Origin of the sequence: Citrobacter sp. BIDMC107 (assembly GCF_001037575.1) — a bacterium.
Classification (GTDB): domain Bacteria; phylum Pseudomonadota; class Gammaproteobacteria; order Enterobacterales; family Enterobacteriaceae; genus Citrobacter; species Citrobacter freundii.
Map to the genome: position 1 here is coordinate 882064 of NZ_KQ089848.1, position 21523 is coordinate 903586.

Annotated in this window: 19 protein-coding genes and 1 pseudogene; 10 read left to right on the top strand and 10 right to left on the bottom strand. The window is 50.3% G+C overall.

Annotation, left to right across the window (positions count from 1 at the left end):
• Window positions 1-87 precede the first annotated feature (87 nt).
• Genes glsA through cobO form a run of 3 tightly spaced genes read left to right on the top strand, consistent with a single transcriptional unit; the run spans window position 88 to window position 3414 of the window.
• Window positions 88-1089 (top strand): glutaminase A, encoded by a 1002-nt coding sequence (gene glsA / locus SK39_RS04240; protein ID WP_048216693.1) that lies wholly within the window; start codon window positions 88-90, stop codon window positions 1087-1089.
• A 60-nt stretch (window positions 1090-1149) separates the two neighbouring features.
• Complete coding sequence (locus SK39_RS04245) at window positions 1150-2802, top strand: class I fumarate hydratase (protein ID WP_003835428.1); 1653 nt, start codon at window positions 1150-1152, stop codon at window positions 2800-2802.
• Between the two features lie 9 nt (window positions 2803-2811).
• Window positions 2812-3414 (top strand): cob(I)yrinic acid a,c-diamide adenosyltransferase, encoded by a 603-nt coding sequence (gene cobO / locus SK39_RS04250; RefSeq protein WP_003022939.1) that lies wholly within the window; start codon window positions 2812-2814, stop codon window positions 3412-3414.
• Between the two features lie 82 nt (window positions 3415-3496).
• On the opposite strand, the gene SK39_RS04255 is transcribed toward cobO, so the two are convergent.
• Window positions 3497-4399 carry a LysR substrate-binding domain-containing protein gene (locus SK39_RS04255; RefSeq protein WP_003022936.1) on the bottom strand — a complete coding sequence of 301 codons (903 nt, stop codon included), beginning with the start codon at window positions 4397-4399 and terminating at the stop codon, window positions 3497-3499.
• Window positions 4400-4804: 405 nt separating this feature from the next.
• On the opposite strand from SK39_RS04255, the gene cobA reads away from it, so the two are divergent.
• On the top strand, window positions 4805-5593 hold the full coding sequence (cobA, locus tag SK39_RS04260; RefSeq protein WP_003835432.1) for a uroporphyrinogen-III C-methyltransferase: 789 nt from the start codon (window positions 4805-4807) through the stop codon (window positions 5591-5593).
• Here cobA and SK39_RS04265 read toward each other — a convergent pair.
• The 9 genes from SK39_RS04265 to sdhC all read right to left on the bottom strand — a co-directional run bounded on the left by SK39_RS04265 (window position 5572) and on the right by sdhC (window position 16503).
• Window positions 5572-6465, bottom strand: coding sequence for a PocR ligand-binding domain-containing protein (locus SK39_RS04265; RefSeq protein ID WP_032938506.1), 894 nt, complete (start codon window positions 6463-6465; stop codon window positions 5572-5574). The genes cobA and SK39_RS04265 overlap by 22 nt on opposite strands.
• 225 nt (window positions 6466-6690) lie before the next feature.
• Complete coding sequence (sucD, locus tag SK39_RS04270) at window positions 6691-7560, bottom strand: succinate--CoA ligase subunit alpha (protein WP_003022929.1); 870 nt, start codon at window positions 7558-7560, stop codon at window positions 6691-6693.
• Window positions 7560-8726, bottom strand: a complete 1167-nt coding sequence (gene sucC, locus SK39_RS04275; RefSeq protein ID WP_032938507.1) for an ADP-forming succinate--CoA ligase subunit beta — start codon at window positions 8724-8726, stop codon at window positions 7560-7562. Before sucC ends, sucD begins: the two co-directional genes overlap by 1 nt.
• A 90-nt stretch (window positions 8727-8816) precedes the next feature.
• Window positions 8817-10040, bottom strand: a complete 1224-nt coding sequence (gene odhB / locus SK39_RS04280; RefSeq protein WP_003022925.1) for a 2-oxoglutarate dehydrogenase complex dihydrolipoyllysine-residue succinyltransferase — start codon at window positions 10038-10040, stop codon at window positions 8817-8819.
• A 14-nt stretch (window positions 10041-10054) separates the two neighbouring features.
• Complete coding sequence (gene sucA, locus SK39_RS04285; protein WP_044701036.1) at window positions 10055-12856, bottom strand: 2-oxoglutarate dehydrogenase E1 component; 2802 nt, start codon at window positions 12854-12856, stop codon at window positions 10055-10057.
• 403 nt (window positions 12857-13259) lie between these two features.
• Window positions 13260-13976, bottom strand: coding sequence for a succinate dehydrogenase iron-sulfur subunit SdhB (sdhB, locus tag SK39_RS04290; protein WP_003022921.1), 717 nt, complete (start codon window positions 13974-13976; stop codon window positions 13260-13262).
• Window positions 13977-13991: 15 nt separating this feature from the next.
• Complete coding sequence (gene sdhA / locus SK39_RS04295; RefSeq protein WP_003022919.1) at window positions 13992-15758, bottom strand: succinate dehydrogenase flavoprotein subunit; 1767 nt, start codon at window positions 15756-15758, stop codon at window positions 13992-13994.
• Window positions 15758-16105 carry a succinate dehydrogenase membrane anchor subunit gene (gene sdhD, locus SK39_RS04300; RefSeq protein WP_003022916.1) on the bottom strand — a complete coding sequence of 116 codons (348 nt, stop codon included), beginning with the start codon at window positions 16103-16105 and terminating at the stop codon, window positions 15758-15760. Before sdhD ends, sdhA begins: the two co-directional genes overlap by 1 nt.
• Window positions 16099-16503, bottom strand: coding sequence for a succinate dehydrogenase cytochrome b556 subunit (gene sdhC, locus SK39_RS04305; protein WP_003831406.1), 405 nt, complete (start codon window positions 16501-16503; stop codon window positions 16099-16101). The genes sdhD and sdhC overlap by 7 nt, the downstream gene beginning before the upstream one ends.
• Window positions 16504-16886: 383 nt before the next feature.
• Here sdhC and SK39_RS27360 point away from each other — a divergent pair.
• The 6 genes and pseudogenes from SK39_RS27360 to SK39_RS04330 all read left to right on the top strand — a co-directional run bounded on the left by SK39_RS27360 (window position 16887) and on the right by SK39_RS04330 (window position 21507).
• Window positions 16887-16997: pseudogene (locus tag SK39_RS27360) on the top strand (hypothetical protein).
• Between the two features lie 203 nt (window positions 16998-17200).
• On the top strand, window positions 17201-18484 hold the full coding sequence (locus tag SK39_RS04310; RefSeq protein ID WP_003831404.1) for a citrate synthase: 1284 nt from the start codon (window positions 17201-17203) through the stop codon (window positions 18482-18484).
• Window positions 18485-18704: 220 nt separating this feature from the next.
• Window positions 18705-20348 (top strand): type VI secretion system tube protein TssD, encoded by a 1644-nt coding sequence (gene tssD, locus SK39_RS04315; RefSeq protein WP_048216694.1) that lies wholly within the window; start codon window positions 18705-18707, stop codon window positions 20346-20348.
• Complete coding sequence (locus SK39_RS04320) at window positions 20345-20683, top strand: hypothetical protein (protein WP_048216695.1); 339 nt, start codon at window positions 20345-20347, stop codon at window positions 20681-20683. Before tssD ends, SK39_RS04320 begins: the two co-directional genes overlap by 4 nt.
• 61 nt (window positions 20684-20744) lie before the next feature.
• Window positions 20745-21026 (top strand): bacteriocin immunity protein, encoded by a 282-nt coding sequence (locus SK39_RS04325; RefSeq protein ID WP_032938511.1) that lies wholly within the window; start codon window positions 20745-20747, stop codon window positions 21024-21026.
• A 76-nt stretch (window positions 21027-21102) separates the two neighbouring features.
• Window positions 21103-21507: a DUF2251 domain-containing protein gene (locus SK39_RS04330; protein WP_032938540.1), complete on the top strand. Its 405-nt coding sequence runs from the start codon at window positions 21103-21105 to the stop codon at window positions 21505-21507.
• Window positions 21508-21523: the final 16 nt, after the last annotated feature.

Sequence of the window (21523 nt, forward strand, 5' to 3'; positions counted from 1 at the left end):
CCTACATAACGTTTAACTATCCGTCGGCCGGATTAGGCGGTACGCCGCCATCCGGCATCAAGATGAGCACACCAACAGGAACGCACAATGAATAAAACAATTATCGGCGTGAGTCTCTTTTCTTTCAGCGTCTTGTTTAGCGCAACTACATTCGCGCAAACCACGCCCGACTACGCCAAGCTGATAGAACAGGCTCATCAGAAGTACAAAAGTAATAACGATGGAAAAGTCGCCGACTACATCCCTGCTCTGGCGACCTATAGCCCGAAAAATTTTGCCATCACCATTGCGACGGTGGACGGCAAGATCTACCAGGTTGGCGATGTTAACAAACCTTTCCCAATGGAATCCCTGAGTAAAGTGTTCACCATGGCGCTCGCCATGGAGCAGCACGGTCCACAGGTAGTGCTGGATAAACTTGGCGCCAATGCCACCGGCATGCCGTTCAACTCAGGTTTGGCCGTTGAACTGACCAAAGGCGCGCCTGAAAACCCACTGGTAAACGCCGGGGCCATGAGCACCGTTAGCCTGATTGAAGCCAAAGACAAAACCGATCGTTGGAACAAAATCCTCGACAACCTGAACGTCTGGGCCGATGCCACTCTCACCGTAAACGAACCGGTTTTCAAATCTGAAATGGAAACCAACCAGCACAATCAGGCGCTGGCCAAACTGATGGAATCCTATAACAGCTTCTATGGCAACACTGACGAAGCCGTTGAAATTTATACCCGCCAGTGCTCGGTGGATATCACCGTTGAGCAACTGGCCAAAATGGGTGCCGTACTGGCGAACAAAGGCAAATCTCCGTTCAACGGCAAACAGTTGCTGAATGAGAAATATGTTCCACAGGTACTGACAGAAATGGCAATTGCCGGACTGTACGACGGCAGCGGTAAATGGCTGTACACCGTTGGCATTCCGGCGAAAAGCGGCGTCGGCGGCGGCATGGTTGCCGTCGTCCCAGGCGAATATGCGATTGCGGTCTATTCTCCGCCGCTTGATGAAGCCGGAAACAGCGTTCGTGCCCAGAAAACTATCGAATATGTCGCCGAAGCGACAAAAGCCAACGTCTTTTTAGCCAAATAACTTTACGCCGGATGGCACATTGCTTATCCGGCAAACAATACGAAGAGGTGAGAAGTAAACATGTCTAAACCATTTGTCTGGCAGGAACTCTTTGTTCAGAGTAAAGATAGTACCGAATATGAATTACTCAGTAACCAGCACGTTACGGTAACGGAGTTAGACGGAGAGGAAGTTATCAAGGTTGCACCGGAAGCGTTAACCTTGTTAGCACAGCAGGCGTTTTATGAGGCTTCATTTTTCCTGCGCGCCGGACATTTAAAACAGATTGCCAGCATTTTGCACGACCCACAGGCCAGCGGTAACGATAAGTACGTCGCATTGCAGCTGCTGCGCAATGCAGAGGTTTCAGCTAAAGGTGTACTGCCTAACTGCCAGGACACCGGGACGGCAACCATTGTGGCCAGCAAAGGGCAACATGTCTGGACCGGCGGCGATGACGCCGAAGCCTTAAGCAAAGGCGTGTATACCACCTTCACCGAAAACAATCTGCGTTACTCGCAAAATGCCCCGCTGGACATGTATACCGAGGTCAATACTCAGACAAACCTGCCGGCACAAATCGACATCAGCGCCACGCCGGGCAATGAATATAAATTCCTGTTCGTCAACAAAGGCGGCGGTTCTGCCAATAAGGCGGCGTTATTCCAGGAAACCAAATCCATTCTGCAGCCGGAAAAGCTCACTGCGTTCCTGATCGAAAAAATGAAATCACTGGGTACAGCCGCTTGCCCGCCGTATCACATCGCTTTTGTGGTTGGGGGCTTATCCGCCGACCAGACGCTGAAAGTCGCCAAACTGGCTTCAACCAAATATTACGATAATCTGCCCACCAGCGGGAACGAGCTGGGCCAGGCGTTCCGTGATACGGCGCTGGAAGCCGAGTTGCTCAATGCCAGCCGTGAGTTTGGCATCGGGGCGCAGTTTGGCGGTAAATACTTTGCCCACGATATTCGCGTAATTCGCTTACCGCGCCACGGCGGCTCCTGCCCAATCGCGATGGCCCTCTCCTGCTCTGCCGACCGCAATATTAAAGCCAAAATTAATAAACACGGTATCTGGCTGGAAAAACTCGAGCATAATCCGGGCAAATTTATCCCCGATTCTCACCGGGTAGAAAACGGCGCCCAGACCGTACAACTGGATCTGAACCGTCCGCTGCGCGAGATTCTGCATGATCTCTCCGCCTTGCCCATTGGTACACGTCTGTCGTTAAGCGGCCCGATTGTTGTGGCTCGCGATATCGCTCACGCGAACATCAAAGCGCGACTGGATAACGGTGAACCGATGCCGGAATACATGAAAAAGCATATCGTTTACTATGCTGGTCCAGCCAAAACCCCGGAAAATCAGGCCTGTGGCTCAATGGGACCCACCACCGGCGGGCGCATGGATGGGTATGTCGATGCTTTCCAGGCACAAGGCGGCAGCCTCATTATGCTCACCAAGGGTAACCGCAGCCAGCAGGTCACTGATGCCTGTCACAAACACGGTGGATTTAGCCTCGGCAGCATTGGCGGTGCCGCAGCCCTACTGGCGCAACAGTACGTGAAGAGTCTGCAGTGTCTTGAATATCCAGAACTGGGAATGGAAGCGGTGTGGATGATGGAAGTTAAAAATATGCCCGCCTTCGTATTAGTGGATGACAAAGGTAATAACTTCTTCAGCCAGTTCGAGCAGCAGCATCGCTGCGCAACCTGTCCGGCAGGGCATTAAGGAGTTTCCATGGAAGCGCGCGCCAATAACGACAGACACCGTCAGCGTCAGCAGAAGCTGAAAGAGCAGGTTGATACCCGCGTAGCGGCGGCAACGGAGAAGAAAGGGATCCTGATTGTCTTCACCGGCAACGGAAAAGGAAAATCCACCGCAGCCTTTGGCACGGCAACGCGCGCAGTGGGTCACGGAAAAACCGTTGGCATCGCGCAGTTTATTAAAGGTCAGTGGGATAATGGTGAGTACAACACACTGCAACCGCTCGGCGTCGAATTCCATATTATGGGTACCGGATTTACCTGGGAAACCCAAAATCGGCAAGCAGATATCGAGGCGGCAACGGTTGTCTGGCAGGAAAGTAAGCGCATGCTGGCTGATGCGCATTACGATCTAGTGGTGCTGGATGAACTCACCTACATGCTGGCTTACCACTATCTGGATACGCAAGAGGTTATCAGCGCCATCGAAAATCGTCCTGCCGGTCAGAGCGTTATCGTCACAGGACGCGGATGCCATACGCTGTTACTGGAACTGGCCGATACGGTCAGTGAAATACGCCCGGTCAAACACGCGTTTGACCGCGGTATTCAGGCACAGATTGGGATCGACTGGTAGCCGTTCTTTTGCCGGATAACGATGCTAACGCGTCTTATCCGGCCTACCCATCGTTGTAGGCCTGATAAGGCATAAGCCACCCTCAGGCAGCCGATACTACGGACTTACTGAGCAACCAGTTGCGGAAAATCTGTAAATGCTCGGATTCCGATTTTTCTTCACGCCACGTCATAATAAATCGATTCCCGGTACGCATCGGAACATCGCAAGGAATGACCATATCGCCACTGTCCAGATCGTGCTGAATGGCAAAACGCGGGAGCAGCGCAACGCCCAGATTAGAGCGGACCGCCGCGATCAGCATCGATAACAAATCAAATCTCGGACCTTTATTCACCAACGGACTGCTGACATCTGACAGCGCAAACCATTCCTGCCACCCTTTGATGCGCGTGCTTTGGTGCAATAGCGGGAATTCGTTTAGTAATTCGTTTACCGCCAGTTTTCGTTCCGGTTCGGCCAGCAAACAGCGACTGCATACCGGCAGAATCTCCTCTTCAAACAGGTACTCAACCCCTGACCATGGCGAATAAAAGTCTTCGCGCATGATTGCCGCGTCATACTCTCGATTGAGAAAATCACCAATATTCGCCAGGGAATGAATGTTCACGATAATATCAGGATTAAGTTTGTTAAATTCCCGCAGGTTTGGGATCAGCCAGTGCGTGCTGAACGTCGGATTCACCGCCAGCTCAATAACCTGTACCGTCGGCTGCCAGGTCATTATCGTCGTCGTATCTCGTTCAAGCTTATTTAACGTTTCTTTAACGATGCTTAAATAGTGTTTGCCCGCCGCATTTAAAAAAATGCGTTTTTTGGCGTGATTAAATAGCGCGGTATTGAGAAAATCCTCCAGTGCATTTACCTGGCGGAAAACAGCACTTTGTGTTAAAGCCAGCTCTTCAGCTGCCCGGGTATAACTTTCGTGACGCGCAACCACTTCAAAAGTTACCAGCAACTCCGTCTTGGGTATTTTTCCTCTCATAACCTCTTCCATTTGCAGCGTACAAAAATAGTTTAATTTATAAAAAATAATTCAAGACACCCAGATAAGCATCGAGAGTTATATTTTATTTTATCCATTGATGTCATTGATCCAATCCATGATTTACTCACACTGATGACGGGTAAATATTAACCAATAATACTTAAGGGAAACAATAAACACAATTTAAATAAGGTTAAACTTAAGCAAATAGTGCCAATAAGTTCTTAATAATTTTTCAAGTCATCTTGTTTATTGCAGAAAAAACTTTGCGAGATTAATCAATATTATCAATGCGATAATTTTGGATAATTTCACGTTATAACTTACGGGCAAACGACTGCTTTTTATCATTCCTTGATGTAGTTTCTGCCTTTTTTTGTTAGACGTGATAAAGGACACAATGTGAAAACTTTCGGAAAGGTCTGGCTCGTTGGGGCAGGTCCCGGTGATATTTCATTGCTCACCCTCAAAGCAATGATGTGCATTAAACAGGCTGACGTCATTATTTACGATCGGCTGGTCAATCCTAAAATTTTGGAATGGGCATTACCAGATTGCCTGCTTATCAATGTCGGCAAAAACCCAGGCTTCCATTGTGTACCCCAGGATGAAATCAATGCGCTGCTTGTCCAGTATGCCCAAACTCACAATAATATTGTACGTCTGAAAGGTGGCGATCCGTATGTTTTTGGCCGTGGGGCTGAAGAAGTTGAGGATCTCGTCGAGACGGGCATCCCGTTTGAAGTGGTGCCGGGTATCAGCTCAACCATTGGTGGCCTGACCTATGCCGGGATTCCGGTAACACACCGCGATTTCGCCTCGGGATTTCACGTAGTGACCGGCCATACACGGGAGGGCAACCAACAGCAGGACTGGCGTCAACTGGCAAAACTGAATGGTACGCTGGTTATCGTCATGGGTATCGCCAATCTGGCGTTTATCTGTGAGGAGTTATTGATGGGTGGAAAATCAGCAGATACGCCTGCAGCGCTAATTATGTCTGCCACCCGCGATAATCAACGCCGACTGACCTGTACGCTCGGTTCACTACTGAGCAAGGCGCAGGAAGCTAACATCCTTCCCCCTGCACTGATAGTGATTGGTGATGTGGTAACCCTGAGCGATCGGCTCTCTTTTATCCCTGAAGCCTTCAAGCTGCCAGAAAACCTTTACTGTGACAGTCTGGCATGACGAAAAGACTGGGGCGACGTTTGATGCGCCGCCCGGAAAACGCGGCAAAAGTAGCTGGTTTGTGCGTATTGGAGTTTCCGGGCAATGCTGTCTATGGAATGAACGGGATCGTGCAATAACTCCCCCGCTTTTTGCATTTTTTTCTGATTCACCCAGGTTTTAAAGTTAACGCCCTGCCGTTTCTTAAAAAAACGGCTGAAATAGTTTGCGCTTAAGCAGACGTGAGCTGCTACGGATTCCAGGGATAATTCACCATACAAATTCTCATCGATATAACGCAACGCTGCCAGTAGCTTTTTCTCGTGTCGGGAAGGTTCTGTAAAATAATGACGCATGTAACTGGTCGCTGGGATAACAATCTCATCAGATTGTAGTTGTTCTGTTTCAAAATTATCAATAATAAAATTCAATAAATTTGCTGATGCCACCAGCGTATTATTATCGACTACCGCCACCTTACTCCATTCAGTTTTTATTTTTGGTTCATCCATCCATGAGTATTCATTATCAATAATGATAGTTTTATATTCCTGATATTTTGCCCGCACCTGCCCACAAAGCATAAAACCGTACAGATGCCCCTCGCGAATTAATGGCATAGAAAACAGACTTAGCCCTGCATGACAGCTGAGTATTCTGGGTTTAAGGTGTTTTAATCCTTCAAAAGCACAATACTTGTCACACTTTTGACAACTCACACAATAGCGTTCATCCGCCCGCATTAATGTGCAGAACGAATTAAAATTATGACAATCCGAGAGAATTTTTCCGGTAACATCAACCACGACGGTGGCTAATCCAGTCGCACTGGAAAATACCTTTGCTATTGAGAAAAAACGTTGTAGGTAATCATCCTGAATTTTCAACGACACGGTATCCTCCGGCATTAATGAAATTAAAGCCGGTAATATGCAGAATTTAATCAAGAGAAAGAATGATGTTCACCGCAAAAAATAATCTTATTTATGCAGATGATTATGAGTAATTTGCAAGATTCAGATAACTAAAAATAAAAAAAGGCCATCATCAGATGGCCAACCATGTCGAAACGGGACCAGCCCTTGACTACGCAGAGAGTCAGGGCTGTTTTTTATTTATTACTTAATAACGGTTTTCAGCGCTTCGCCGATATCGGCCAGGCTACGAACAGTTTTCACGCCTGCAGCTTCCAGCGCAGCGAATTTCTCATCCGCCGTACCTTTCCCACCTGCGATGATCGCACCCGCGTGACCCATACGCTTACCTTTCGGCGCAGTCACACCCGCGATGTAACCCACAACCGGCTTGGTTACATGATCCTTAATGTATGCAGCGGCTTCTTCTTCTGCACTACCGCCGATCTCACCGATCATGACGATCGCTTCAGTCTGCGGATCTTCCTGGAACAGCTTCAGAATGTCGATGAAGTTAGAGCCTGGGATCGGGTCGCCACCAATGCCCACACAGGTGGACTGGCCGAAACCGTAGTCGGTAGTCTGCTTAACCGCTTCATAGGTCAGGGTACCTGAACGGGAAACGATACCCACTTTACCCGGCTTGTGAATGTGGCCCGGCATGATGCCGATTTTGCACTCGCCCGGGGTGATAACACCTGGGCAGTTCGGGCCAATCATGCGCACGCCAGCTTCATCCAGCTTCACTTTCACGGTCAGCATATCCAGCGTCGGGATACCTTCGGTGATGGTGATAATCAGTTTGATACCAGCATCAATCGCTTCCAGTATGGAGTCTTTGCAGAACGGTGCCGGAACGTAGATAACGGTGGCGGTCGCGCCCGTCGCTTCTACGGCTTCACGTACGGTGTTGAACACCGGCAGGCCCAGGTGCGTGGTGCCGCCTTTACCTGGCGTTACGCCGCCAACCATCTGCGTACCGTAAGCAATCGCTTGTTCGGAGTGGAATGTCCCCTGGCTACCGGTGAAGCCCTGGCAGATAACCTTGGTATCTTTATTAATTAAAACTGACATTATTTCCCCTCCACTGCGGCAACAACCTGCTGAGCTGCATCCGTCAGACTTTTCGCTGCAATAATATTCAGGCCACTATCAGCCAGTTTTTTCGCGCCGAGTTCAGCGTTATTACCTTCCAGACGTACCACGACCGGAACGTTTACACCTACTTCTGCTACCGCGCCGATGATACCGTCGGCGATCAGGTCGCAACGTACGATACCGCCGAAGATGTTAACCAGTACGGCTTTAACATTGTCATCAGAGAGGATAATTTTGAACGCTTCGGTTACACGCTCTTTGGTCGCACCGCCACCAACGTCGAGGAAGTTAGCCGGTTCGCCGCCGTGCAGCTTAACGATGTCCATGGTGCCCATTGCCAGGCCCGCACCGTTAACCATGCAACCGATGTTGCCGTCGAGCGCAACGTAGTTCAGTTCCCACTGCGCAGCCTGCGCTTCACGCGGATCTTCCTGAGACTGGTCGCGCATTTCGCGCAGGTCAGCCTGGCGGAACAGCGCGTTGCCGTCAGCACCCAGTTTGCCGTCGAGGCAGATCAGGTCACCCTGCTTGGTGACAACCAGCGGGTTGATTTCGATCAGCGCCAGGTCGCGCTCCATGAAGATAGTCGCCAGACCCATGAAGATCTTGGTGAACTGCTGAACCTGTTTACCTTCCAGACCCAGTTTGAACGCCAGCTCGCGACCCTGGTAAGGCATCGGGCCTGCCAGCGGATCGAGCGCCACTTTGTGGATCAGGTGCGGGGTTTCTTCCGCTACTTTTTCGATTTCCACGCCGCCTTCGGTAGAGGCCATGAAGACCACGCGACGGGAGCTACGGTCAACAACTGCGCCGAGGTAAAGTTCTTTACCAATGTCGGTCGCGGCTTCAACCAGAATCTGATTTACCGGTTGGCCATGAGCGTCTGTCTGGTAAGTAACCAGACGTTTACCCAGCCAGTGTTCAGCAAAAGCGCGAATGTCTTCTTTGCTGTTCACAACCTTCACACCGCCCGCTTTACCGCGGCCACCAGCGTGAACCTGACATTTCACTACCCACGGGCCAGCGCCAATTTTTGAAGCGGCTTCTTCTGCTTCACGCGGAGTAGTACAGGCATAACCCACCGGTGCCGGTAAGCCATAGCGGGCAAAAAGTTGTTTTGCCTGATATTCATGTAAGTTCATGTGTTCTGTCCATCCTTCAGGTAATCGTTATCTTTTACCCGTAGGTCTGATAAGCATCCAGACCTACGGGGCAGGTGATACTCTTATTAACTACACGTCCAGCAGCAGACGCGTTGGATCTTCCAGCAACTCTTTAATGGTTACCAGGAAGCCTACTGACTCACGACCATCGATCAGACGGTGGTCATAAGACAGCGCCAGATACATCATCGGCAGGATTTCAACCTTGCCGTCTACCGCCATCGGACGATCTTTGATGGCATGCATACCCAGGATGGCGCTCTGCGGTGGGTTGATGATCGGCGTGGACATCAGGGAACCGAACACACCACCGTTAGTGATGGTGAAGTTACCGCCCGTCAGATCTTCAACCGTCAACTTGCCGTCGCGACCTTTAACTGCCAGTTCTTTAATGTTCTTCTCGATGTCAGCCATACCCAGCAGATCCACATCACGCAGGACCGGCGTGACCAGACCACGCGGCGTGGAGACCGCCATGCTGACATCAAAGTAGTTGTGATAAACCACGTCATCGCCGTCGATGGACGCGTTCACTTCCGGATAGCGTTTCAGCGCTTCAACTACCGCTTTCACGTAGAAAGACATAAAGCCCAGACGGATACCGTGGCGTTTCTCGAACGCATCACCGTATTGCTTACGCAGGTCCATGATTGGCTTCATGTTGACTTCGTTGAAAGTGGTCAGCATGGCGGTGGAATTTTTCGCTTCCAGCAGACGCTCGGCTACGCGTTTGCGCAGACGGGTCATCGGAACACGTTTTTCGCCACGCGCGCCCAGTTGAGCCTGTGGTGCAGGTGCTGCTGCCGGCGCTTTTGCTTCGGCTTTCGCAGCCGGGGCTTTCGCCAGATGTTTTTCAACATCTTCACGCGTGATACGACCGCCGACACCGGTGCCGTTGATAGCGCTGGCTTCGAGGTTATGCTCACCCAGCAGGCGACGGATCGCCGGGCTCAGGGCATCGTTGTTCTGCTCAGCAAGAGACGCCTGCTGGCGCTGTGCCGGAGTAGAATCTTTCTCTTCAGACTTAGCGCTGGTTTCTTTACCGGTGCTGTTGCCTTCACGCAGGCGACCAAGGATCTGGCGAGAAGTGACGGTTGTCCCTTCATCTTCCAGAACCGCATCAAGAATACCGTCCGCTGATGCCGGTACTTCCAGTACCACTTTGTCAGTTTCGATTTCTACCAGTACTTCATCACGACGTACTGCATCGCCCGGTTTTTTGTGCCAGGTTGCAACCGTTGCATCCGCTACGGATTCAGGCAGGTCGGGAACAAGAATATCTACGCTACTCATTATTTATCCTTTATTTAATCGACGTTCAGCGCGTCATTTACCAGATCTTGTTGCTGCTTCTGGTGAACGGACATATACCCTACTGCCGGAGAGGCAGAGGCCGGGCGACCTGCATAACGCAGAGCTGACCCAAATGGAATTACTTCACGGAAATGATGCTGGCTGCAGTACCATGCGCCCTGGTTGAGCGGCTCTTCCTGGCACCAGACAAAATCATGTACATGAGCAAACGGTTTCAGCGCTTCCTGCACCGCTTTATGCGGGAACGGATAGAGCTGTTCGATGCGCACAATGGCAACATCTTTTTGGTCGTTCTTGCGGCGTTGCTCCAGCAGGTCGTAATAAACCTTACCAGAACACATCACGACACGCTTCACGCCTTTCGGATCAAGTTCATCGACTTCGCCAATGGCTGGCAGGAAGGTGCCATTTGCCAGTTCGTCCAGCGTAGACACCGCCAACGGATGACGCAGCAGCGACTTCGGTGACATCACCACCAGCGGACGGCGCATACCGCGCAGCGCCTGACGACGCAGCATGTGGTAGACCTGTGCCGGGGTAGACGGGACGCAAACCTGCATGTTTTGCTCAGCGCAAAGTTGCAGATAACGTTCCAGACGCGCGGAGGAGTGCTCCGGACCCTGACCTTCGTAGCCGTGCGGCAGCAGCATCACCAGACCGCACATACGGCCCCATTTCTGCTCGCCGGAAGAGATGAACTGGTCGATAACCACCTGCGCACCGTTGGCGAAGTCGCCGAATTGCGCTTCCCAGATGGTCAGCGTGCGCGGTTCTGCCGTGGCATAACCGTATTCAAACGCCAGCACCGCTTCTTCAGACAGTACGGAGTCCCATACGCGGAACGTGCCCTGGCCGTTATGCACATGCTGCAGCGGCGTGTAGGTTGAACCGTTCGCCTGATTATGAATGACCGCGTGACGGTGGAAGAAGGTTCCGCGACCGGAGTCTTCACCCGACAGACGAACCGGAATGCCTTCGTCAACCAGCGTGGCGTAAGCCAGATTCTCTGCACCACCCCAGTCGAATAGCTTCTCGCCTGCGGCCATGGCCTGACGGTCGCCGTAAATTTTGGCAACACGCGACTGCATTTCAACGGCTTCAGGCACGGTGCTGATGCGTTTTGCCAGCTCCTGCAGACGCTTCATCTCAACCTTGTTCGGGTAGCTTTCGTCCCACTCGTGGTTGAGGTACGGCGACCAGGTGAAGGAGTGCATGTTCATTGGACGCCACTCTTTCACCACGCATTCGCCAGCATCCAGCGCATCACGGTACAGATTGACCATTTCGGTCGCATCTTCCAGCGTGGCGACTTTGTCCGCTTCCAGCTTGTCAGCGTAGATTTTACGCGGGGTCGGATGCTTTTTGATTTTCTGATACATCAGCGGCTGGGTTGCGCTCGGCTCGTCGGCTTCGTTGTGGCCGTGACGGCGGTAGCACACCAGATCGATGAACACATCACGTTTGAAGGTATTACGGAAGTCCAGCGCCAGACGCGTCACGAAAGCGACCGCTTCCGGGTCATCCGCGTTAACGTGGAAGATTGGCGCCTGAACCATCTTACCGATGTCGGTGCAGTACGGCGTAGAACGCGCATCCAACGGGTTAGAGGTAGTAAAGCCAACCTGGTTGTTAATGACGATACGCACGGTACCGCCCACTTCGTAACCACGCGCTTTCGACATGTTCAGGGTTTCCTGAACCACGCCCTGCCCGGTTACCGCCGCATCGCCGTGGATGGTGATTGGCAGTACTTTATTGCTGCTCGGCTCGTCCAGACGATCCAGGCGTGCACGTACGGAGCCGATAACCACCGGGCTAACGATTTCCAGGTGCGACGGGTTAAACGCCAGCGCCAGGTGTACCAGACCGCCTTCGGTTTCGATATCAGACGAGAAGCCCATGTGGTACTTCACGTCACCGGTGCCGAGGTGTTCTTTATGTTTGCCCGCAAATTCGTCGAACAGTTCCTGCGGGCGTTTGCCCAGTACGTTAACCAGAACGTTCAGACGACCACGGTGCGCCATACCCAGCACCACTTCACGGGTACCGCTGTTACCAGCGTGGCGGATCATCTCTTTGAGCATTGGGATTAACGCATCACCGCCTTCCAGCGAGAAGCGTTTCGCGCCCGGGAACTTAGCGCCCAGGTAGCGTTCCAGTCCTTCTGCTGCGGTCAGTTCGCTCAGGAAGCGTTTCTTCTCTTCGGTACTGAATGCGGCACGGCCAGACTCGATACGCTGTTGAAGCCAGCGTTTTTCTTCGGTGCTGGTGATGTGCATATACTCGGCGCCAATTGGGCCGCAGTAGGTTTGTTTCAGCGCAACAACCAGGTCGCTCAGCTTCATGGTGTCTTTGCCGCCGGCAAAAGAACCTACGTTAAAGCTTTCCTGGAAATCCGCATCGGTCAGATCGTGGAAAGACGGGTCCAGATCGGCCACATTTTCTTGCTGCCACAGTCCCAGCGGATCAAGATTCGCATGCTGATGACCGCGGAAACGGTAGGCGTTAATGAGCTGCAGGACTTTAACCTGCTTCACATTGGCATCAGGGTCGGAAATAGAAGAAGAGTAACGTGGGGTAATCAACGCCTGTCGACGGAAATAATCACGTGTTTTTGAGTGGAGTTGATCCGGTTTGACTCCGGTACCAGGTAACTGCTGGAACGTCGAACGCCAGTTAGCATCTACCGAGTCAGGGTCGGTTAAGAAGTCTTCATAGAGCTGTTCTATCCAGCTCTGGTTAGAACCAGAGAGGTAAGAAGAGTCCAACCAGGCTTTCAAAGCGCTGTTCTGCATCGTGATCCCTTAAGCATCTTTTCTGCTTATTTAATACTCTAAATAGATCGCGTTTCAGGAAGGTGGCAAGCTTGCGAATCCCAGGGAGCTTACATCCAGTAAGTGACCAGGGTGAGCAAGTGCAGCCAACGCACATGCAACGTGAACTATGACGAGTATTTCGCCGTGGATACTACCACGCACACCGATGTGCGTGCCGGGGTTCACTTGTTGCGGACTGTCGTGTCATCTGCGTCCGCTAAGGAACCTTTAAAAACTGTCTAATAATCTTCGCTGTTCAGGCTACGACTGCGTTGCGGCCTTGTCTCGCTCTGAACATCTCGATTATTACTACTCATATGGCAGTTTTTAGAGGTTTCCTGTACTACCGGGGAATCACTTCCCCGGCAACGACTACAAAAACTTACGCACTACGTTTGAGCAGCATCGACTTAATATGGCCGATGGCGCGCGTCGGGTTCAGTCCTTTAGGACATACGCTGACGCAGTTCATGATGCTATGACAGCGGAATACGCTGAAAGCGTCACTTAAACCTTCCAGGCGGCTGTCGGTCTCGGTATCGCGGCTATCAATTAAGAAGCGATACGCGGCCAGCAGGCCTGCCGGGCCAATAAACTTGTCCGGATTCCACCAGAATGATGGGCAGGACGTTGAGCAGCATGCACACAAAATACATTCATACAGCCCATCGAGCTTCTCACGCTGCTCAGGCATTTGTAAATGCTCACGAGCCGGCGGATTTTTCCCATTATTCAACAAGTAAGGCTTAATCTTCTCATACTGTGCGTAGAATTGCCCCATGTCTACCACCAAATCGCGCACAACCGGTAAACCCGGCAGCGGGCGAATGACAATTTTCTTGCCCGGCTGATTCAGCGCAGAAATAGGTGTGATACAGGCCAGTCCATTTTTGCCGTTCATATTCAGACCGTCGGAGCCGCAGACCCCTTCACGGCAGGAGCGGCGGAACGACAGAGAAGGATCTTTTTCTTTCAGCTGCATCAATGCATCCAGCAGCATCATGTCGCGCCCTTCTTCCGCCTCCAGGGTGTAATCCTGCATACGCGGAGCGTCGTCAACATCCGGGTTATAGCGATAAACTGAAAACTCGAGTTTCATTGTCCTGTCTCCGCATTAATAAGTACGAATCTTCGGCGGGAATGCCGGGCGCAGCTTCGGTTCCATATTGACTTGACGTCGCGTCATGGATTCCGACTCTGGCAGGTACAGGGAATGGCACAGCCAGTTTTCATCATCACGTTCCGGGAAGTCGAAGCGGCTATGCGCGCCACGGCTTTCGGTACGGAAGTTTGCAGATACTGCAGTGGCGTACGCGGTCTCCATCAGGTTATCCAACTCCAGACACTCAACGCGCTGGGTGTTGAACTCGCTGGAGGTATCGTCCAGACGGGCATTTTTCAGGCGTTCGCGAATCGCTTTCAGCTCTTCCAGACCTTTCGCCATCGCATCGCCTTCGCGGAAAACCGAGAAGTTATGCTGCATACATTCTTGCAGCGCTTTGCGAATCGCCACCGGGTCTTCACCGTTACGGTTACCGTTCCAGCGGTTCAGTCGTGCCAGAGAAGCATCGATTTCATCTTCGGTCGCATCCAGCAGGTCACCCTGCTCAGCGATAGATTCCTGCAGATGCAGACCCACCGCACGACCAAACACCACCAGGTCCAGCAGCGAGTTGCCGCCGAGACGGTTGGCGCCGTGAACCGACACACAGGCGATTTCGCCGACGGCAAACAGCCCCGGGATCACCACATCTTCGCCCTGCTCATTCACAGTCAGCGCCTGGCCAGTAACTTTGGTCGGAATACCGCCCATCATATAGTGGCAGGTTGGGATAACCGGAATCGGCTCTTTAACCGGGTCAACGTGAGCAAAGGTACGGGACAGTTCGAGAATGCCCGGCAGACGGGATTCCAGCACTTCTTTACCCAAGTGGTCGAGTTTCAGCTTAGCGTGCGGACCCCACGGGCCGTCGCAGCCGCGACCTTCACGGATTTCGATCATGATGGAACGCGCCACCACGTCACGACCCGCCAGGTCTTTTGCATTCGGGGCATAACGCTCCATGAAGCGCTCACCGTGTTTGTTCAGCAGGTAGCCACCTTCACCACGGCAGCCTTCTGTGACCAGAACGCCCGCACCGGCGATACCGGTTGGGTGGAACTGCCACATTTCCATATCCTGCACCGGCACGCCAGCGCGGATAGCCATACCAACACCGTCACCAGTATTGATGTGGGCATTGGTGGTGGACTGATAAATACGGCCAGCACCGCCGGTCGCCAGCACGGTCGCACGGGCTTTGAAGTAAACTACCTCACCGGTTTCAATACACAACGCGGTACAACCGACAATCGCGCCATCGGCATTTTTTACCAGATCCAGCGCATACCATTCTGAGAAGATGGTGGTATGGTTTTTCAGGTTCTGCTGATACAGCGTGTGCAACAGCGCATGACCGGTACGGTCTGCCGCTGCCGCAGTACGTGCCGCTTGCTCACCGCCGAAGTTCTTCGACTGGCCGCCAAACGGACGTTGATAAATTGTGCCATTGTCGAGGCGAGAGAACGGCAGCCCCATGTGGTCCAGTTCCAGAATCGCTTCCGGACCGGTTTTACACATATATTCAATAGCGTCCTGGTCACCAATGTAGTCCGACCCTTTAACGGTGTCGTACATGTGCCATTCCCAGTTATCTTCATGGGTATTACCGAGCGCAACGGTGATGCCACCCTGCGCGGATACGGTATGGGAACGGGTTGGGAACACTTTAGAGAGCAGCGCACAAGTCTGCCCGCTCTGGGAAATTTGCAGCGCCGCGCGCATACCTGCGCCGCCGGCACCAATCACAACAGCATCAAATTCTCTGACTGGCAGTTTCATTACACACCCCACACCACAACAAATCCATAAATGACGTAAACCACCAGCGCAACAACGATAGCCAGTTGCAGAATCAGGCGCACAGCCAGAGGTTTAACGTAGTCGGTCAACACCTGCCACATGCCGATCCAGGCATGAATCAAGATGGAGAAAAGTGCCAGCAGGGTGAAGACTTTGGTGAATGCCGATGAGAAGAAACCGGTCCAGACTTCATACGTCAGCTCGCCGCTGGTGGCGAAGAAACCGACCATAAAGATGATGTATAACGTCAGAACGATAGCGGTAGCACGGACCAGAATGAAGTCATGTACGCCGTTGCGTCCTAATGCGGAGGCGTTGCTTACCATACGAGGACTCCTGCGAGAAGTGAAAGCACGACAATAATAACGAAACAAATTTTGGCGGAGCGTGTCCCTGCTTCGAGGGTTTCTTCGATATAGCCAAAATCCATCAACAGATGGCGAATGCCCATTACGGCGTGATATGCCAGCGCAATCAGGATCCCCCACAGAATTAACTCCACAAAGAAGTTATTCATAATGGATGACGCGGTGAGGAAACCTTCAGGGGAGGAAAGGCTGGTACCCAATAACCACAACAGAATCCCGACCGCCACGAAGGTGATCACTCCGGATACGCGATGGAGAATGGACGCTATCGCCGTGATTGGGAACCGGATCGTTTGCAGATCCAGATTGACAGGTCTTTGTTTTTTCACATTTCTTATCATGAATAACGCCCACATGCTGTTCTTATTATTCCCTTTAGACTTCGGGTACAGAAGATGAAGACACCTGTAGCCTGAAAGACGACGGGATTTCCTTCCTCCGGTCTGCGTGCGGGTCAGACAGCGTCCTTACTATAACTACGCGTCATATAAAACACTGCTTCCAGATGCTAAAACGACACGTTACAACGCTGGTTGGCTCGGGATTGCAGGGTATTCCGGAGACCTGGCGGCAGTATAGGACGTTCACAAAATCATTACAATTAACCTACATATAGTTTGTCGGGTTTTATCCCGAACAGTGACATAGGTCACGATAACAACATTATTTTAATTTTTAATCATCTGATTTGACAATCATTAAACAAAGTTGTTACAAACGACACCAGAAAAAGCATATAATGCGTAAAAGTTATGGGGTCACTCTTTCACCGGAGATTTAGTTATGTAACAGTGTGGAAGTATTGACCAATACCTTCAGGACAGTTATTAGTGATAGACAGGTTAAATAATTCGGATTGCTAAGTTCTTGATTTGCAGTTTATTCGCCATAAAAAGACCGTTTTACCTGCAAGCGCCCATAGCTCTGTACCCAGGTCATCCCCTCTTTCGCAGAGCGGCGAGCCAAATAACAAACTGGTAACGGTTTATTGATGCACGAAGGCAAATTTGAGTTCCGGCAGTCTTAAGCAATAAGGCGCTAAGGAGACCGTAAATGGCTGATACTAAAGCAAAACTCACTCTAAATGGTGACGCTGCTATTGAACTGGATGTGCTGAAAGGTACGCTCGGTCAGGACGTTATTGATATTCGTAGTCTTGGCTCAAAAGGGATGTTTACTTTTGACCCAGGTTTTACCTCTACCGCATCCTGCGAATCCAAAATTACTTTCATCGACGGTGACGAAGGTGTTTTGCTGCATCGCGGCTTCCCGATTGACCAGTTGGCGACCGAGTCCAACTATCTGGAAGTGTGTTATATCCTGCTGTACGGCGAAAAACCGACGCAGGAAGAGTACGACGAGTTCAAAACCACAGTCACTCGCCATACCATGATCCACGAGCAGATCACGCGTCTGTTCCACGGTTTCCGCCGCGACTCTCACCCGATGGCCGTTATGTGCGGTGTCACCGGAGCGCTGGCAGCGTTTTATCATGACTCGCTGGATGTAAACAACGCGCGTCACCGTGAAATCGCCGCCTTCCGCCTGCTGTCCAAAATGCCAACCATGGCAGCGATGTGCTACAAGTATTCCATCGGGCAGCCGTTCGTGTACCCGCGTAACGATCTCTCCTACGCCGGTAACTTCCTGAACATGATGTTCTCTACGCCGTGCGAAAAATACGAAGTGAATCCGATTCTGGAACGCGCCATGGACCGTATCTTAATCCTGCACGCTGACCACGAACAGAACGCCTCAACCTCTACTGTACGTACCGCGGGCTCTTCTGGCGCTAACCCGTTTGCCTGCATCGCGGCTGGTATCGCTTCCCTGTGGGGACCGGCACACGGCGGCGCAAACGAAGCTGCGCTGAAAATGCTGGAAGAAATCAGCTCTGTTAAACACATTCCGGAATTTGTTCGCCGCGCGAAAGACAAGAATGATTCCTTCCGCCTGATGGGCTTTGGTCACCGTGTTTATAAAAACTATGACCCGCGCGCTACCGTCATGCGTGAAACCTGCCACGAAGTGCTGAAAGAACTGGGCACCAAAGATGATCTGCTGGAAGTGGCGATGGAACTTGAGCACATTGCGCTCAACGACCCATACTTCATCGAGAAGAAACTCTACCCGAACGTAGACTTCTACTCCGGCATAATCCTGAAAGCGATGGGTATTCCGTCCTCCATGTTCACCGTTATCTTCGCCATGGCGCGTACCGTTGGCTGGATTGCACACTGGAACGAAATGCACACCGACGGCATGAAAATCGCCCGTCCGCGTCAGCTGTACACCGGCTACGACAAGCGCGATTTTAAATCTGATATTAAGCGTTAATTGTTCAGGCCACCGGGTAATTCCGGTGGCTTTTCTCAGACCCTGCTCAAATTACCGCATTCATCTCATTAATATTATTCTCATCAGCCAATTCGTCCCATAATACATTTCAGACATGCACCCCCTTTTATATAGCATCAATCGCCAACGCATAATTTGATTTTTAAATTTATTAGCTATTTAATTCGGCCTTATAAAATACATCTCTGGATTAAATGGCATGGGCGATCTTATTTACCTGAAGATAACAGGTGAACAACAAGGAAATATTTCTTCCGGCTGCGGCACTTCCGCGTCAGTAGGGAATCGCTGGCAGGAAAACCATCCTGATGAGATTTTTGTTTTTTCACTTTCGAATGGATTAGCTAATACTGATTCTGGTATTAATACCCAGCCACTGAACTTCACAAAACTAATTGATAAAAGCACACCATTATTGATTAACGCCATCAATAATAATGAACGTCTGTTTATTGAAATTGATTTATGGAGAATAAACAGATTTGGTAGATGGGAACGCTTCTATTATATTCAATTAAGAAATGCATCGGTAAAAAGCATACAAACCTATGTGGCCCTAAACGAGCTGGATACCGAAGAAATTGCAGTATCGTATGACTATATTCTTTGCAAACACCTGATTGCCAACACTGAGTTTGACTACCTGGCATTGCCTGCTGAGTACAACCGTTTGTTTATACCACCCCGCCCTCAGCCGGTCAGTACGATAAAACCCATAGTGAAACGCCCTTCTCCCCCTGCACCACACATTCCAGCAGTTACGCCGGTCTATGCTAAATCCTGTCTGAAAGAAAAAGGCTGTACAGACGCGGGGAGCCGTGAAGAATCGGCTGAAAACTTCGGACAGATGGCGGTTTTCGCACAATCTTCCGTCGATGATTGTTGCGGATATGCACAGCCCGCAGAAGCCTCGGCCGCGCTGCCGATCTTAGGTGGGCTGACGCAGGTGTGGGGCGAGTGGTCACTCAGTGGCATGCTCAGCGCCGCACGCGGCGTTCCTTATATCGGAGCGCTAGCTTCCGCGCTGTATATTCCGTCCGCGGGTACGGGCAGCGCACGCGTTCCCGGACGTGATGAGTTCTGGTATGAGGAAGAACTGCGGAAAAAGGCGCTGGTAGGTGGCACTGCCACCACCCGGGTTCGTTTTTTCTGGGGAACCGACATTCACGGTAAATCGCAAGTCTACGGCGTGCATACCGGCGAAGGTACTCCTTATGAAAACGTGCGCGTCGCGAATATGCTGTGGAACGATGAACATCATCGCTATGAATTTACGCCTGCCCACGACGCAGACGGGCCGTTAATCACATGGACGCCGGAAAATCCTGCGACCGGCGATTTACCCACACATACGGGTAGCAATGTTCCACCGCTGGATCAGCCAACCATTCTGGTGACACCAATCCCGGATGGCAAAAACGAATACACCACGCCGCCGTTCCTTGTGCCCGATGTCGCCGATTTTAACGATTATATTCTGGTCTTTCCGGCCGATTCAGGCATTCAGCCGATATATGTTTACCTCAGCGAGAGAAAAACATCTTATACTCATAGACATAAGCACTATCCTTCCAAAAATAGACCCTGGGAGGAAGTGATAAAAAATACGAAGTCTGGTCCAGCAAAATTCAAACCAGAAGTCCATATCGAATCTGTAGACCAGGATGTATGGGAGAATGGTACTCCAACAACTAATGGACAAAACTGGAAAGTTAAAGAATTCAATAATGTCCAAGGCGCTTATAAAGGAAAGGAAACGAAATGGGTGGTTACCAAAGAATCTCAAGGAACTATTCACTCTCATCCAATAGGTTCAAATGAGGCCAGGAAATTAACAAAATGAAAACAAATTACTGCATTTTAGGAAATAACTATCATATCGAAAATGTAGAGAATATTTACGACGAAATATCAGCTTTAGATTTCAACAAAACTGAGTTGGAAGAGGTAACACGATTAGATGAAGATTTATTTCAGCTAGCCTTAAATGATGGAGTTGTTGTAGACATTGGTTGGTATCCTTCATTTGAAGAAGGTGGTAAATTTATCATTCAAGTGATACAAAATAGTGACTGGGATCACCCTATGATAAAAATATCCTCTGGATGGGATAAAAATGAGTTAATTGAAAAGTTAAACATAGTTTTAGAACAGTTACCTTTTTGTCTTAAAAGTTGAATAAGCATTCAAAAAACAAATAATAACACTCTGCAAAGCATCTTATTATAAAGGTGAATATATGAATCATCTTAAGCAAAAACTCGAAGACTACACTGAATCCGAATTCTTAGACTTCCTAAATGAATTCTCTGCAAACCCGCGCTACCAGGGAGAAATGGATCGTGAATCTTACATCGACTCATTAGTCGATCATTTCGATAAAATCGTGGACCATCCGGAAAGTAATGGATTGATTTTTTATCCCACGGATGACAGGGAAGACAGCCCACAAGGCGTCATTGATGAAATCAAAAGATGGCGTAAGTCCCAGGGACGCTCATCATTTAAACAATCAACCTAAAAATTTTCAAATCAAACACTCGAATTATCAGTGTAAATTATATAACAACGAATATTTATACATGTGGGAATTTAAAATGACGATCACGGTTACGGTTCAAGCTCAACTCATTGTCGGTGAAGCACAGGTAATAGAAAGTTTGGCCCCAGAAGGTTCTTACACGGCTGTATTTGAAGATGATGGTCAAACCGGGTACTTCTATGCACTTGATGAATCTGCTGACGGAAATCCTATCAAAGATGCACTGCATATTTACAATGCAGAAGATGTTTCAGATGGGCATATCCCATCAGATGTGAAGATCGGTTGGTCAGAAGACAGTAAGAAATGTGTGTTGCTGATAAATGGTTACCCACACGGCGTCTTTAATTTTGAATCTAAAAATGGATACTGCCGGAGCGGTTTTCCACCTACAATCAGTCAGGAATGGTCTGTCTTTGGGCATGCATGGAATGATGCTGTCGATGATTTATTCAGATAACAGGCATCAATACCCG